Origin of the sequence: Blautia sp. AM47-4, from assembly GCF_003479865.1 — a bacterium.
In the GTDB taxonomy this organism is placed as follows: domain Bacteria; phylum Bacillota; class Clostridia; order Lachnospirales; family Lachnospiraceae; genus Fusicatenibacter; species Fusicatenibacter saccharivorans.
Genome location: NZ_QUHY01000018.1, coordinates 19,842 through 33,672, shown reverse-complemented (window position 1 = coordinate 33,672; position 13,831 = coordinate 19,842). Strand labels below are relative to the sequence as shown.

The 13,831-nt window shown below is 45.6% G+C and carries 9 protein-coding genes; 8 read left to right on the top strand and 1 reads right to left on the bottom strand.

Annotated features, from left to right (window positions below; translation table 11 throughout):
- The first annotated feature begins 12 nt into the window (after positions 1 to 12).
- The 3 genes from DW965_RS12395 to DW965_RS12385 all read left to right on the top strand — a co-directional run bounded on the left by DW965_RS12395 (position 13) and on the right by DW965_RS12385 (position 4,078).
- The gene (locus DW965_RS12395; RefSeq protein ID WP_022461684.1) at positions 13 to 1,437 is read left to right on the top strand and encodes a V-type ATP synthase subunit B; all 1,425 of its coding nucleotides are present in this window, start codon (positions 13 to 15) and stop codon (positions 1,435 to 1,437) included.
- A 20-nt stretch (positions 1,438 to 1,457) separates the two neighbouring features.
- Complete coding sequence (locus DW965_RS12390) at positions 1,458 to 2,081, top strand: V-type ATP synthase subunit D (protein WP_117801544.1); 624 nt, start codon at positions 1,458 to 1,460, stop codon at positions 2,079 to 2,081.
- A 230-nt stretch (positions 2,082 to 2,311) separates the two neighbouring features.
- Entirely contained in the window at positions 2,312 to 4,078 is a 1,767-nt protein-coding gene (locus DW965_RS12385) for a sulfatase-like hydrolase/transferase (RefSeq protein ID WP_118750398.1), read from the top strand.
- A 118-nt stretch (positions 4,079 to 4,196) separates the two neighbouring features.
- Here the strand turns inward: DW965_RS12385 and DW965_RS12380 are convergent, their stop codons facing one another.
- On the bottom strand, positions 4,197 to 5,861 hold the full coding sequence (locus DW965_RS12380) for an extracellular solute-binding protein (RefSeq protein ID WP_119198436.1): 1,665 nt from the start codon (positions 5,859 to 5,861) through the stop codon (positions 4,197 to 4,199).
- Between the two features lie 241 nt (positions 5,862 to 6,102).
- Between DW965_RS12380 and DW965_RS12375 the strand changes: the two genes are divergently transcribed.
- From DW965_RS12375 to DW965_RS12355, 5 genes are all read left to right on the top strand, one after another.
- Entirely contained in the window at positions 6,103 to 8,379 is a 2,277-nt protein-coding gene (locus DW965_RS12375) for a helix-turn-helix transcriptional regulator (protein ID WP_158582849.1), read from the top strand.
- Between the two features lie 144 nt (positions 8,380 to 8,523).
- A complete protein-coding gene (locus DW965_RS12370) occupies positions 8,524 to 9,447 on the top strand; it encodes an ABC transporter permease (RefSeq protein WP_055267750.1) in 924 nt (307 codons plus the stop codon).
- An 11-nt stretch (positions 9,448 to 9,458) separates the two neighbouring features.
- A complete protein-coding gene (locus DW965_RS12365) occupies positions 9,459 to 10,352 on the top strand; it encodes a carbohydrate ABC transporter permease (RefSeq protein ID WP_117801541.1) in 894 nt (297 codons plus the stop codon).
- 11 nt (positions 10,353 to 10,363) lie between these two features.
- The gene (locus tag DW965_RS12360; RefSeq protein WP_055267694.1) at positions 10,364 to 11,872 is read left to right on the top strand and encodes a carboxylesterase/lipase family protein; all 1,509 of its coding nucleotides are present in this window, start codon (positions 10,364 to 10,366) and stop codon (positions 11,870 to 11,872) included.
- A gap of 239 nt (positions 11,873 to 12,111) precedes the next feature.
- Positions 12,112 to 13,797 carry a formate--tetrahydrofolate ligase gene (locus tag DW965_RS12355; protein ID WP_118595939.1) on the top strand — a complete coding sequence of 562 codons (1,686 nt, stop codon included), beginning with the start codon at positions 12,112 to 12,114 and terminating at the stop codon, positions 13,795 to 13,797.
- The last annotated feature ends 34 nt before the right edge of the window (positions 13,798 to 13,831 follow it).

The following is a 13,831-nucleotide window of genomic DNA, read 5'->3' as shown; positions in this document are numbered from 1 at the left end:
AGGGAATTCATCATGGCAATTGAATATTTAGGCCTTAGTGAGGTCAATGGCCCTCTGGTTGTTCTGGAAGGTGTAAAAAATGCTTCCTACGAGGAAATCGTAGAATTTACCGTAGACGGCAATGAGAAAAAACTGGGACGTATCGTTGCTGTATACGAAGATAAAGCCGTTATTCAGGTATTTGAGGGAACTTCAAGCATGTCTCTTACCAATACCCATACCCGTCTGACCGGACATCCGATGGAGATCGGACTTTCCGAGGAAATCCTGGGACGTACCTTTGACGGTATCGGAAAACCGATCGACCGCATGGGACCGATTGACGCAGAGGTAAGAAGAAACGTCAACGGCCTGCCGCTGAACCCGGTTACCCGTAAATACCCAAGAAACTATATCCATACCGGTATCTCTGCAATCGACGGTCTGACCACCCTGATTCGTGGACAGAAGCTGCCGATTTTCTCCGGAAACGGACTTCCGCACGACCAGCTGGCAGCACAGATCGTACAGCAGGCATCCCTGGGAGATTCTGATGAAAAGTTCGCAATCGTATTTGCCGCTATGGGTGTTAAATACGACGTAGCAGAGTTCTTCCGCCGGACCTTCGAGGAAAGCGGTGTATCTGACCACGTTGTTATGTTCCTGAACCTGGCAAATGACCCGGTTGTAGAGCGTCTGATCACTCCGAAGGTAGCGCTGACAGCTGCCGAGTACCTTGCATTCGAGAAAGGCATGCATATCCTGGTTATCCTGACCGATATCACATCCTTCTGCGAGGCTATGCGTGAGGTTTCCTCCTCCCGTGGAGAGATTCCTTCCCGTAAAGGTTATCCTGGATACTTGTACAGTGAGCTGGCTACGCTGTATGAGCGCGCCGGAATCGTACAGGGCGTAGAGGGATCCGTAACACAGATTCCGATCCTGACCATGCCAAACGATGATATCACGCACCCGATCCCTGACCTGACCGGTTACATCACCGAGGGTCAGATCGTACTGGACCGCCAGCTTCACGGCCAGTCTATTTACCCGCCAATCAGCGTGCTGCCGAGTCTTTCCCGTCTGATGAAGGACGGTATCGGTGAGGGCTACACAAGAGCCGATCATCAGGACGTAGCGAACCAGCTGTTCTCCTGCTATGCAAAGGTAGGAGATGCGCGTTCCCTGGCATCCGTTATCGGTGAGGATGAGCTTTCTCCGATCGATAAACAGTACCTGGTATTCGGTAATGAATTCGAGCATGAATTCATCGGCCAGGGAATGGATGAAAACCGTTCCATGGAAGATACGCTGAACAAGGCATGGGAGCTTCTTGGACTGCTTCCGAGAGAAGAGCTCGACCGTGTCAACACCAAGGTTCTGGATCAGTATTATCATCCGACCACCATTGATGCAGTAGCAAAAGCAAAGGCAGAAGCCGATGCCATGAATGAGTAAGCGAGAGGAGTGAGATCGGAATGGACCCGAATACCTTTCCTACCAAGGGAAACCTGATTCTTGCAAAGAACTCTCTGAAACTTGCCCACATGGGTTACGAGCTGATGGACAAGAAGCGGAATATTCTGATCCGCGAGCTCATGGGCCTGATCGATGAGGCGAAGGATATTCAGCGTCAGATTGATGTGACGTTCCGCGAAGCATATGCGGCGCTGCAGATTGCTAACATGGAGATCGGTATCACCAACGTACAGACCGTGTCCTATACCGTTCCGGTGGAGGAATCCATCCGGATCAAGACAAGGAGTATCATGGGCGTGGAAATTCCGCTGGTAGAGGCTGATACGTCCGGACAGGCCCCGACGTATGCTTACTACAGCACGAAGGAGTCCCTGGATCAGGCAAGACAGGCCTTTGAAAAAGTAAAAGACCTGACCTTAAACCTTTCCATGATAGAGAACTCGGCGTACCGCCTTGCTGCGGCAATCAAGAAAACACAGAAGCGTGCCAACGCGCTGAAGAACATCACGATTCCGCATTACACCCAGCTGTCCAAGGATATCGCGGACGCACTGGAGGAGAAGGAGCGCGAGGAGTTCACACGACTGAAGGTCATCAAACAGAGAAAGAACAAGGCAAGCTGATAAGGCTTTCCCGGAATAGAGATGAAAAACCCGCTTGGGCCGCGAAGAGATTTGCGGTGCCGGGCGGGTTTTTATGTGTCATGCAAAAAATATGTTTTTGGCTGTACTTTTTGTGCAAAAATTTTATAAAAATTTTCTATCTTTTTAAAACGGTCTTTGCTATAATACGTAAGGCGATTGTAAAAAAAGTTAAGATTTTGTAAGCTGTAATGCTTTTTGGAGGCAGGAAGATGAAACACAAGAAACAGAAAAAAACGAAAAAAGCAGGGCGCATTCTGCTGGCTGTGTTTGCAGTGTTGATCGGAACGCTTGGCGTGCTGCTGTTTACGTCCGAGCGCTGGATGCGGAAAACATGGCCGAATCTGAGCATGGAAGAGCTTGTTTACCAGTTAAAGGCCCCGATTGCCGGAACCAGCCATGATCTTCTGATGAGTTATGTCTGCTCAAGTGCGCTGATCGCAGCGGCAGCACTCATCCTTCTGATTCTGGTCAGCATTTTTCTTCGGGAAAAACGCAAAGCCCATGTGGCGTTCGGGATGATCTGTATCGCGGCAGGAGCCGCCAGCATCGTCTATTCCATCAATGACGTGTGGGCAGCACTGGACGTAAAAGATTATCTGAAAAATCAGAGCACGTACAATACCGTGGTAGAAGACAACTACGTAGATCCGGACCGCGTGAATATCACGTTCCCGGAACAGAAACGAAATCTGATCTATCTCTATCTGGAATCCATGGAGAGCACCTACGCAGACAAAGCCTCCGGCGGAGCATTCGATAAAAACTATATCCCGGAGCTGACCCAGCTTGCCGCAGACAACATCAGCTTTTCCAACACGGAGCTGCTTGGCGGCGGCCAGCCTACCGTAAACGCAACCTGGACCATTGCCGGAATTTTCGCACAGACCTCCGGTCTGCCTCTCAGCATCGGAATCCAGCGAAATGAGATGGCATATCAGACCAGCTTCTTCCCGGAAATCAATACCCTGGGTGATGTCCTGGCGGATGAAGGCTACAAGCAGTATTTCTTCATCGGTTCAATCGGACAGTTCGGCGGCCGGGAAGAGTACTTTAAAGAGCACGGTGACTACGAAGTAGACGATTACAGCTGGGCTATGGAAAAAGGCCTGATCCCGGAAGGATATTACGAATGGTGGGGCTATGAGGATGAAAAACTCTTTTCCTTTGCCAAAGACCGCCTGACCGAAATCGCAGCAGAGGGAGAGCCGTTCAACTTCACCATGCTGACCGCAGACACCCATTTTGAGGATGGATATCCGTGTGAGCTCTGCGATGAAGAAAACGACGGTGACAACCAGTACGGAATGGTTCTGCACTGCTCCAGCAAGCAGGTCACCGAGTTCGTTTCCTGGATTCAGCAGCAGGATTTCTACGAGAACACAACGATCGTAATTTCTGGCGACCATCTGACGATGGATTCCGATTTCTGTGAGAACATTGATCCGGACTACACCAGAACCGTATACAACGTGATCATCAACTCTCCGATCCAGCCGCAGCAGGAGAAAAACAGAAGTTTCACCACCATGGACATGTTCCCGACCACGCTTGCCAGCCTCGGCGCCACCATCGAGGGCGACCGCCTCGGCCTTGGAACCAACCTGTTCTCCGGCGAGCAGACACTTGCTGAGAAGCTGACCTTTGACCAGTTCAATGATGACCTCTCCCAGAAATCCAAATTCTTCGAGAAAATGGAAGAGCAGGTAACCTCCATCTGGACCAAAACCGATGAGGGCTGGAAGTTCTACATCGAAGACGAAGACCGCTGGGCCAAAGGCGAATGGGTATCCCTGAACCCGCACCGCTATGCGAATGACACCGAGCAGAGATACTACATCGATGCAAACGGCTATGCTGTCAAGGGATGGAAGCTGATCGACGGAAAGTGGTACTACTTCTCCGTCAAGGGAAGCTACCGCCTCCTTGAAGGACCTTGCGACGAACCGTTTGATGTGGATGAGTCGCAGTATTCTTAAAAAATAGAACATATAAAAACACCGGCTTCCCGGAGACAGATAAAAATCTGTTTCCGGAGAAGGCCGGTGTTTTTTGTTAATTCAGAGAGAGACTACAAAAGAGTGATGTATGATTCGATTATCTTGCCTGGAAACGGTCATAAACGGTTTGCACAATTTCTACTGCACGATCAACATTCATCTGCTTCAGCTGAGCGATAAAATCATCATATTCATCCATAGAAATAACACCTGTGATAAACTGAGATGTTTTTTCGTTTACAATTGTCGTAACATCAGTCATGATTTTGCTGTATTCTTTGTTTTCGTCTGAAGAAATACCCATAGCACTGACATCAGGCAGACAGTTTTCGGTGCCAGCTTCTGCCCAGATATCATAGGAAACAAGATCTTTTTCCGGAACGGCGGCAAGCTCACGTTTCCAGTCCTGCAGGCAGACACGGGAAGGTGGCATAGTGAAATAAGCCATTGCCTGTGCAAAAGTATAATCTTCGTTGGCAGTTACTTTGGAGGTGAAAACTGGAGTTCCGTCTTCCTGATATTCAAAAGTATCGCCCTCGGTACCATAGTTGGCTAAAAGAGCACCTTCCTCGCTGAAGAGATAATCCAGCCATTTTACACAGAGCTCGGCATTTGGAGAATCTGCGGAAACTGTGATGCACGGACCGAGCAGATAATACATATTTAATTTTACAGTATCTTCAGCATTTACTTTCGGGGCAGGAACAGGAACGTACTCGGCATTTGGATCTGAGTTTGCACCTTCGTATGCTGCGATTAATGTGTAAATAGAGCAAAATGCACCGGTTTTTCCTGTGGTAACCATTGCATTGTCCGGAAGGACTGCGTTTGTAGACATAAAGTCAGGATCAATTAATCCCTCACTGTACCAGCGATGCATCATTTCAACATAATCTTTCCAGCCGCTTTCAATCGGTCCGTATTTAACAACGCCGTTTTCCTGATAGAAAGTATTGGAAACTCCATAACCGGCATTTAAGGCATTGGCAAATGCATCATATCCAGTATAAGAAAGCGTCAGCGGAGCAGTTGCACCTTCCTGGTCTTTAAAAGCAGTAAGCATGGTTTCCCAGTCATCGTAGGTGACCGGAGTATCCATACCGAGGTCATCGAGCCAGTCTTTGCGGACATACATGCCGGCATATGGTCCCTGCTGTTCTGACATGATCTGATAGATACCGACCATACGTCCGTCATTGGTATAAGCACTGCGCTTCAGATTTTCATCTTCTTCTCCGGCCTTTTCGAGAGCAGCCATATAATGAGGAGCATACTTCTGGATGAGATCTGTCAGGTCCATATAATAGCCATCGTCTACAGCGGCATCAAGACCGTCAGGATAAACATAGGAAGGGCCACTGTTTTTGATCATATCCGGCAGTTCGCCGCCTGCGATCATAAGATTGTAAGCAGATGCTTCGTCTCCAATGGCGGGATGCTGAAATTCAATATGTACATTCGTTTTTTCTTCCAGCTTTTGAAAAAATTCTGTATCACCGAGAGAATCTACAATACTTGCAGCATTGGCATCCATAGGAGTCCAGAGAGTTAATGTTGTTTTCTCATCCACTAATGGAAGAGAAACTTCAGTATCTGCAGCAGAAGTGTCAGAACTTACAGAAGAAGCTGCAGAAGAAGTATTAGAAGAAGCAGAGGTGGAACTGCCGGAAGAAGTGCTGCCGTTAGCACCGCATCCTGCCAGAAGAACAACGCTCTGTAATAAGGCGCCCATGCGTATAGCCTGTCGTATTCTTTTTTTCATACTTGAAATCTCCTTTTCTTTTGATTTTCGTTCTAATGTTCGTGCACGTTACCTGTATTATAAGAGAAAGGTGGGAAAAAAGAAAAGAACCAGTTTTTGCGTCAGGTGCAGTTTGCCGTCAGAATCAGAATTGCCAGAATGTGTTTTGATTGCCGTTTTGCGTGATCCTTGGGCAATTTTGAGACTTTTCCGGGGGTGCGTGCTATAATTTAAGGAAGAAAATGCATGGGGGATGCAAAAGATGAAAGAGAAAAAAATATTTTTATCCGTGATGAAAACGTATCTGGTGTTGGTGATGATCCTGTTGATTGTACTGATTGGCTGTTCTTTTTATTCCTATCAGAGTTTTAAGAGCAATACGAAAAATGCGCAGGTTGCATTATTAAATCAGGTACAGCATGAGATGGACATTCGGCTGGAAAATATTTCAAAGATCAGCCAGCTTCTGGCGGATCATCCGATTGTTCAGGAAATAGCGGAACTGGAAGATGAGCAGCCGGAGTATCAGCTGAAGTATACAGAATTGAATCAGGTTCTGCGCAATGAAAATACGATGCAGCAAAGTGAAGCAGAAACGGTATTGTATTTTAAAAACAGCAACGCTGTGTTTACTGGAAACTATCGGTACCAGGACGAAAATTTGGATGCATTTTTGAAAAAGAAAGGAATTTCTGAAGAAGAATTTCAGAATCTGGTTTCCCTGGAAAGAAATAAGGGAGCATATCAGATTTTAAAATCGGGCACAAAAAGTGCGGTACTGATCCATTTAAACCCAATTTTGGATAAAAGCTATCATCGGGCTGGTGTAGTTATTACGTTTGTTTCTGTCAGAGAGTTTGAAAAAATATTAAACCTGAGTGACTATATTGAGCAGAGTATTTGCTGCATGGCAAACGGAGATCGCTCCCTGATGATTGGTACCGTTCCGGAGGGACAGGATGTGCTGCAGCAGAACAGTTATGAAGAGATTGTGTGCAATTCCGAACCTGTGATGCAGGAAATACAGGGAAAACGATATATTACAATGGGAATATCTTCCCAAAGCGGAGTATGGAACTATTATTTTTCTATTCCAATGTCGATTTTTTATCAGCAGAACAGAACATATTTTATCATTATTGCGGGTGCTGTTCTGATGAGCCTGTTGGCAGGCGTTTTTCTGGCATGGCATTACAGTAAAGCATTTTCAGAACCAATCCAGGAGATTCTGGATACGTTTCGGATGGATGGAGCAGACAGTTATCCTGAAATGATGAAATCCTTGGAAAAAACAATGCTTGTCTATGAGTATAGGCTGCATGACATACAGAAACAGTTAAGAGGAAGTATGCAGCAGCAAAAAGATGAGTTTCTGTTTTCCATGTGCAGAGGTAATATCAATGAGAAAAAAGTACAGGAAAAACTGAGTAAATATGAGATTTCATTAAAAAATGCTCCGTTCGAATTTATGATGTTCCAATACAGGGAGATCGAAGAATCTACATTTTGTGTGAATGGTACGGTAGATTATGATCTGCTGTTGTTTGTAAGTCAAAATGTTATTGAGGAGTTGCTTTGTAAGAACGGAGGGGCTGCATTTCGTCATGACAGAATGATCTTGTGTATCTGTCAGCCGGTGGAAGAGGCTGATGTACTCAATCAGCTGCTGAACCAGATCGTTGATTTCCACAAGGATGTTATTCATGCAGAACTGTGTGTGTTCCGCGGAGGCCAGGGCAGTGAGCTAAGCGATATTCCAGAGCTGTTTTTAAATGCGGAGGAAATGGCAAACTATAAGACTTTCTGGGAAAAGGATATTCCGAATATTTTAGACTATCGTGACAGCAAATCCAGGAAAGCGCTGGAAGAAGATTCTATTTCGCTGGATATTCAGAAACGCTTTTTAAATCTGCTGTCCATCAAAGACTACACGAATGCGTATGAACTGCTGACAGAACAGTTAAATATGGTGGAACAGGGAGAAATCAAAAACTTTCAGTTGGAGCGATACAAAATTTATGGTTTGGTAAGCAATCTGTTGGAAGGAATTCCACATGTGGATCAGCTCGAGAAAAACAGCACGGAAGAAGCAAGACAGATCGGTGAGATTCTGGAATCACTTTCTAATGTAAGATCACTGCAGGAGATCAGGGAAAAAATTGATCTTCTGTTTGAAAAAATTCTTTCCTATCAGAAGGGAACGGAGAAAGAAGGCTTTCCATGGGTATGGGAAGTGCAGAGTTACATTGAGAAAAACTATGCAGACCCGCAGATGGATGTGCAGTATCTGGCGGAAAAGTTCCATCTGTCAACATCACATCTGAGCAGAAACTATAAAAAAGTAACGTCAATTGGTGTGAGAGACAACATTCATATCGTGCGGATTGCGAAGGCAAAAGAACTTTTGATGCAGGGAATGAGCGTGCAGGAAATTGCGGAAAAGGTAGGATATGTGGAATCCAGAGCATTGATTCGTACGTTTAAACGGTATGAAGGAGTGACTCCGGGCCAATATCGGGAAACTATGGTGCAGAAATAGCAGAAAATGAGTACCACCACAAGAAAAGGCCATAAAAAAGCAGCAGAAAAAGGAGGGAAGCCACAAAAAGTGGTTCTTTCGAACCGGCAGGGAAGACGATACAATCAGATTAATGATAAGTCCGGCGGGAAGAAAGGAGCACATATGAAAACAAAAAAATTTACAAGGAAGGAAATCGTAAAAGACTGGAAGAAAAACAAACTGCTGTATCTTATGGCGGTTCCGTTGATTGCATTTTTTATCGTATTTGCATATCTTCCAATGGGAGGCATCCTGATGGCATTTGAAAATTACAAGCCAAAACTTGGAATTCTCAGAAGCCAATGGGTAGGTCTGGAAAATTTTAAAGACTTTTTTCAATCGGTATTTGCGTGGCGTGTCATTCGGAATACGGTTGTGCTGAGTATGTTGCAGCTGATCATTGAGTTTCCGCTCACGATCATTTTTGCGCTGCTTCTGAATGAACTGAAGGATTCCATTTTCAAAAAAGGTGTACAGATGATTACCTATATGCCGTATTTTATTTCCATGGTCGTTCTGGCAGGTATCATTGTAGACTTTACCAAAAGTACAGGTGTCCTGTCGCAGATCGTTACCTTTTTTAGTGGAAAACAGGTAAATCTGTTATCCGATCCGGCGTGCTGGCGTCCTTTGTACATTGTTTCGGATTTATGGCAGGGACTTGGCTTTGGAAGTATTATTTATGTAGCAGCACTTTCCGGCGTGGATCAGGAACTGTATGAGGCAGCAAAAATTGACGGAGCAAACCGCTGGAAACAGACACTGCATGTAACACTGCCTGGAATTTCCTCCACCATTATTATTATGTTGATTCTGCGAATCGGTTCCATCATGTCGGTTGGATATGAGAAGACCATTCTTTTATATAACCCTCAGGTTTATGAAACCGCAGATATTATTTCCAGTTTTGTTTACCGAAAAGGTCTGGAAGAGTTTAACTATGGATACAGTACGGCTGTCAGTCTGTTCAACTCTGTGATTAACTTCATTATGCTTGTAAGTGCAAATGTTATCAGCCGGAAGTACTCGGAAACAAGTCTGTTTTAGGAGGAAAAAACATGAAAAAAACAAAAACGTCTCTGGCGCGAAAAATATTTATTGTATTTGACTATCTGGTTCTAATTTTTCTTGCAGTTGTATGTTTGCTGCCGATTCTTCATGTGGCGTTTGCATCGGTTTCTGATCCCAACTGGGTCATGAACCAGAGCGGATTGATTTTAAAATCACATGGTTTTACGCTGGAGGGATATAAGCTGGTATTTCAGACAAGACAGTTGATGGGAAGCTATGGAAATACTCTTTTTTATGTGTTTGCATCGACAGCACTTGGAATGCTGATTACTGTATTGGGAGCGTATCCGCTTTCGAAAAGCGATCTGCTCTGGTCGAATGCACTGATGCTGATTATTTCCTTTACCATGATGTTCAGCGGAGGAATTATCACGTTCTATATGGTAGTAAGAAGCCTTGGAATGTACAATACCCGCCTTGCGGTTATTCTTCCGACGTGTGTCAGCGCATTTAACCTTATTCTGGTCAGAACGGCAATGGCAACGCTTCCGAAAGAACTGGAAGAATCTGCGCGTCTGGATGGGGCAGGACCAATTGCTGTACTTTTTAAGATTGTTCTTCCATTGATAAAAGCAACGCTTGCAACAGTAACGCTGTACTATGTAGTTGCAAACTGGAATTCCTGGTTCAATGCATCCATTTTCCTGACAGACCGGGACAAATATCCACTGCAGCTGATTCTGCGGGAAGTACTGATCCGAAACGATACAAGTTCGGCAACATCCGCATCTTCAGGAGAACTTGCAGGACTTGCGGATTCTTATAAGCAAATTATAAAATACTGCACCATTATGGTGGCATCTGTTCCAATTTTATGTTTTTATCCGTTTGTTATGAAGTATTTTAAAAAGGGTGTTATGGTAGGATCAATCAAAGGCTAAGGAGGAAGATCATGGAATTTTACGAAAAAGTCAATCGAATTGCGAAAACAGAAAAAGGAGAAATTGAGGGGATTCCGGGAAATATTCCACAGTATACGGTATTTAAAGGGATTCCTTATGCAAAAGCCCCAGTTGGAGAGCTCCGCTGGAGAGAGCCGCAGGAAACAGAAAAGTGGGAAGGCGTTTATCATGCAGATCATTTCGGACCGATTGCGCCGCAGATGCGCCACCCGAAAGGCAGTTTGTATGGTGATGAATTTTTCCAGTCCGCAGAAGATATGAGTGAAGACTGTCTGTACCTGAACATCTGGACGCCGGAAGTGAAGGAGGAGAAAAAACTGCCGGTTCTGTTCTGGGTACATGGCGGCGGACTCACAGGTGGATATGGATTTGAACCGGAGTTTGACGGAGAAGCTTTTTGCAAAGAAGGCGTGATTCTGGTAACGTTTAATTATCGTCTGGGCGTTCTTGGATTCCTCTGCCACGAGGATCTGGCAAAAGAAAGTGAGCATGGTGTTTCTGGAAACTATGGTCATCTTGACCAGATTGCCGCACTCAAATGGGTAAGAAAAAACATTGGTGCGTTTGGCGGAGATCCGGATAATATTACAATTTTTGGACAGTCTGCGGGTGCATTCAGTGTGCAGACAATGCTTGTGTCACCGCTTACCAGAGGAGATATTGCCGGAAGTATTATTATGAGCTGTGCGGATATCAACTGGCCGGATCCAGGCATGGGGCAGAAACCGATGGAAACAGCAGAAAAACAGGGCGCTGAATTTATGAAAGATGCAGGATGCCATTCCATAGACGAACTGCGCGGCAAGAGTGCAGATGAGCTAATGGCAGTTATGATGAAGGGATTTATGAAATATCCGATGGGAACGGTGATCGATCATTATCTGCTGGATGAGGCAGTATCCGACAGTTATTATCAGGGAAATTACCCGGATCTGCCGATGATGATTGGAAACACCGCCGGGGAATGGACTCTGGTATTCGGCGTACCGGAAGACCCGGAAGTCTGGAAAGAACAGCAGCGTCAGATGATGGGACCTGCAGCGGAAAAATACCTGGAACTGCTGCAGGTAGAGAAAAAAGAAGACATTATGCGCGCGATTCAGGAAAGCCATTCCTGGATGGTAAAAAACAGAGTATTGTGTGAGCTGAATATCAGACATGATCATAAACCGTGCTATCTGTATCTGTTTGACCACGATCTTCCAGGGAACGAGGCAGGATCCTTCCATTCCTCCGAGCTGTGGTATGTATTTGGAACTGTTGCACGCTGCTGGCGTCCAATGACGGGAACGGATTATGATATTTCCAGAGTTATGACAAAAAGCTGGGCGAATTTTGCAAAACAGAAAAATCCAAATGGAGAGGGTGTACCGGAATGGAAGCCATATCAGCCGGAGAATCCTCAGAACATGGTATTTTCGGAAAAGACAGAATGCAAAGAAATCAAAGAACTGGAAGTACAGCGGTATTTAAAAGAAATTATGCTGGAACATGCATAAAAGGCTGAAAGAAAAGGAACCTGGGCAGAAAAAGCAGGTTCCTTTTCTACATAAAAAGACAAATTCCAGGGAAAAATTGTGCCGCTCCGCCTTTTGGCGGAATTTTCTGCATTTTTTGGTACAAAACGTATAAAGATTGTGAAATAAATAATTATCAATTGAATCATCTTACAAAACATGGTAAAATATGGCTATCAATCGGCGGACAAAGCGGAAAAAAGAAAGGGGATTTTAAAACAATGGGTTACAAATCAGACATTGAAATTGCACAGGAATGTACCATGCAGCCGATCACAGCGATCGCAGAAAAAGCAGGTATTGATGACAAATATCTGGAGCAGTACGGAAAGTACAAAGCAAAAATTGATTACAACCTGTTAAAAGACACCAATGCGGAGGATGGAAAACTGATCCTCGTTACAGCCATCAACCCGACACCGGCAGGAGAAGGAAAAACAACAACTTCTGTAGGTCTGGTAGACGGACTTTCCAGAATCGGTAAAAAAGCAATGGTTGCACTTCGCGAGCCATCTCTTGGACCGGTCTTCGGTGTAAAAGGCGGAGCAGCAGGCGGCGGATACGCACAGGTTGTTCCAATGGAAGATATCAACCTTCACTTCACCGGTGACTTCCATGCAATCGGTGCAGCAAACAACCTGCTGGCAGCTATGATCGACAACCACATTTTCCAGGGAAACGCTCTGAATATCGATCCGAGAAAGATCACCTGGAAACGATGCGTAGATATGAATGACCGTCAGCTTCGTAATGTAGTAGACGGCCTTGGCGGAAAGACAAACGGAATGCCGAGAGAAGACGGCTACGATATCACGGTAGCATCTGAGATCATGGCAGTTCTGTGTCTGGCAAGCGACATCTCAGATCTGAAAGAAAGACTTTCCAGAATTATCATCGGATATACCTACGGAAAAGTATCCGAGCAGAAACCGGTAACAGCAGGAGATCTGCATGCGCAGGGCGCTATGGCAGCACTCTTGAAGGATGCCCTGAAACCAAACCTGGTACAGACTCTGGAAGGAACTCCGGCTATCGTTCACGGCGGACCATTCGCAAACATCGCACACGGCTGCAACTCTGTAACAGCAACCAAAATGTGCCTGAAATTAGCAGATTACACTATCACAGAGGCAGGCTTCGGTGCTGACCTTGGTGCTGAGAAATTCCTCGACATCAAATGCCGTATGGCAGGCCTGAAACCGAATGCAGTTGTAGTCGTAGCAACTGTTCGTGCCCTGAAATACAACGGCGGCGTTCCGAAAGCAGAACTGAACGGCGAGAACCTGGAAGCTCTGGAGAAAGGTATGCCGAACCTTCTGAAACACGTAAGCAACATCACAAACGTATACAAACTGCCATGTGTCGTTGCTATCAACGCATTCCCGACCGATACCGAAGCAGAGCTGAAGCTGGTTGAGGAGAAATGCAAAGAGCTCGGTGTCAACGTTGTTCTGTCCGAGGTATGGGCAAAAGGCGGCGAGGGCGGCGTAGCCCTGGCAGAAGAAGTTGTCCGTCTTTGCGAGCAGCCGAACGATTTCACCTATGCATACGATCTGGAAGGCTCCATCGAAGAGAAACTGAACGCCATCGTTCAGAAGATCTACGGCGGAAGCAGAGTTGTCCTGACCGCAAATGCACAGAAACAGGCAAAACAGTTAGAGGCTCTCGGATTTGGCAACTGCCCGATCTGTATGGCAAAAACCCAGTACAGCCTGACCGATGATCAGACCAAACTCGGCGCACCGACCGGATTCGAAGTTACCGTACGTAACCTGAAAATCTCCGCTGGTGCAGGCTTCATCGTAGCCCTGACCGGTGACATCATGACCATGCCAGGTCTGCCGAAAGTTCCGGCAGCAGAGCGTATCGATGTAGACGCTACTGGAAAGATTACAGGATTGTTCTAATAACACAGGATATTGTCTTGAAAAGACAGAATAA

Coding starts and splice junctions, on each gene's coding strand:
- DW965_RS12395 (WP_022461684.1), top strand. CDS start 13: ATGGCAATTGAATATTTAGGCCTTAGTGAGGTCAATGGCCCTCTGGTT.
- DW965_RS12390 (WP_117801544.1), top strand. CDS start 1,458: ATGGACCCGAATACCTTTCCTACCAAGGGAAACCTGATTCTTGCAAAG.
- DW965_RS12385 (WP_118750398.1), top strand. CDS start 2,312: ATGAAACACAAGAAACAGAAAAAAACGAAAAAAGCAGGGCGCATTCTG.
- DW965_RS12380 (WP_119198436.1), bottom strand. CDS start 5,861: ATGAAAAAAAGAATACGACAGGCTATACGCATGGGCGCCTTATTACAG.
- DW965_RS12375 (WP_158582849.1), top strand. CDS start 6,103: ATGAAAGAGAAAAAAATATTTTTATCCGTGATGAAAACGTATCTGGTG.
- DW965_RS12370 (WP_055267750.1), top strand. CDS start 8,524: ATGAAAACAAAAAAATTTACAAGGAAGGAAATCGTAAAAGACTGGAAG.
- DW965_RS12365 (WP_117801541.1), top strand. CDS start 9,459: ATGAAAAAAACAAAAACGTCTCTGGCGCGAAAAATATTTATTGTATTT.
- DW965_RS12360 (WP_055267694.1), top strand. CDS start 10,364: ATGGAATTTTACGAAAAAGTCAATCGAATTGCGAAAACAGAAAAAGGA.
- DW965_RS12355 (WP_118595939.1), top strand. CDS start 12,112: ATGGGTTACAAATCAGACATTGAAATTGCACAGGAATGTACCATGCAG.